The 1,285-nt window shown below is 48.2% G+C and carries 1 protein-coding gene; it reads right to left on the reverse strand.

Annotation, left to right across the window (positions count from 1 at the left end; translation table 11 throughout):
* Nucleotides 1–76: 76 nt before the first annotated feature.
* Nucleotides 77–1,267: an elongation factor Tu gene (gene tuf, locus ACTQ9S_RS13730; protein WP_068034471.1), complete on the reverse strand. Its 1,191-nt coding sequence runs from the start codon at nt 1,265–1,267 to the stop codon at nt 77–79.
* Between the last annotated feature and the right edge of the window lie 18 nt (nt 1,268–1,285).

Below are 1,285 nucleotides of genomic sequence, written 5' to 3' on the forward strand. Positions count from 1 at the left end.
AAAAAAGCCACCCTCTATGAGAATGGCTTTTCGACTACGGTTTAACTCTCTCAGATAACTCTGAGTGGGTTAAATCTTAGTTCAATACGTTAGCAACAACACCAGCGCCTACAGTACGGCCGCCTTCACGAATAGCGAAACGTAGGCCTTTGTCCATAGCGATTGGGTGGATAAGCTCTACGCCCATCTCAACGTTATCACCAGGCATTACCATTTCAGTACCGTCTTGTAATTGGATTGCGCCAGTTACGTCAGTGGTACGGAAGTAGAACTGTGGACGATAGCCGTTTAGGAATGGTGTGTGACGACCACCCTCTTCTTTTGACAGTACATATACTTCTGCGTCAAACTTGGTATGCGGGGTGATTGAACCTGGCTTAGCTAGTACTTGGCCACGTTGTACGTCTTCACGCTTAGTACCACGTAGTAGTACGCCACAGTTTTCGCCTGCACGACCTTCGTCAAGCAGTTTACGGAACATCTCTACACCCGTACAGGTGGTTTTTTGAGTGTCACGGATACCAACGATTTCAATTTCGTCACCAACACGTACGATACCTGATTCAACACGACCAGTTACGACGGTACCACGACCTGAGATTGAGAATACGTCTTCGATTGGCATTAGGAATGCTTTGTCGATGTCACGCTCTGGCTCTGGGATGTAGGTGTCTAGTACGTTTAGTAGTTCAACAACTGCTGGTTCGCCGTATGGGCCTTCGTTGCCTTTTAGGGCTTCGGTAGCAGAACCTTTGATGATTGGGGTGTCGTCGCCTGGGAAGTCGTAGTCGTTAAGAAGTTCACGAACTTCCATTTCTACTAGCTCAAGCAATTCTTCGTCATCGACCATGTCGCATTTGTTCATGAATACGATGATGTATGGTACGCCAACCTGACGTGATAGCAAGATGTGCTCACGCGTTTGTGGCATTGGGCCATCGGTCGCTGATACGACTAGGATTGCGCCGTCCATTTGAGCGGCACCAGTGATCATGTTTTTAACATAATCGGCGTGACCTGGGCAATCAACGTGTGCGTAGTGACGTGCTTCGGTGTCATATTCTACGTGTGAGGTGTTGATGGTGATACCACGTGCTTTTTCTTCTGGGGCTGAGTCAATAGACGCGTAGTCTTTGGCTTCGCCGCCTGAAGTTTTAGCCGCTACGGTTGCGATAGCAGCGGTAAGGGTGGTTTTACCGTGGTCAACGTGTCCGATGGTACCAACGTTGACATGTGGTTTTAGACGTTCAAACTTGGCCTTTGCCATGGGTATTTCCTCTTTATT

It is taken from the genome of Psychrobacter sp. ASPA161_9, assembly GCF_051970275.1.
Classification (GTDB): Bacteria; Pseudomonadota; Gammaproteobacteria; order Pseudomonadales; family Moraxellaceae; genus Psychrobacter.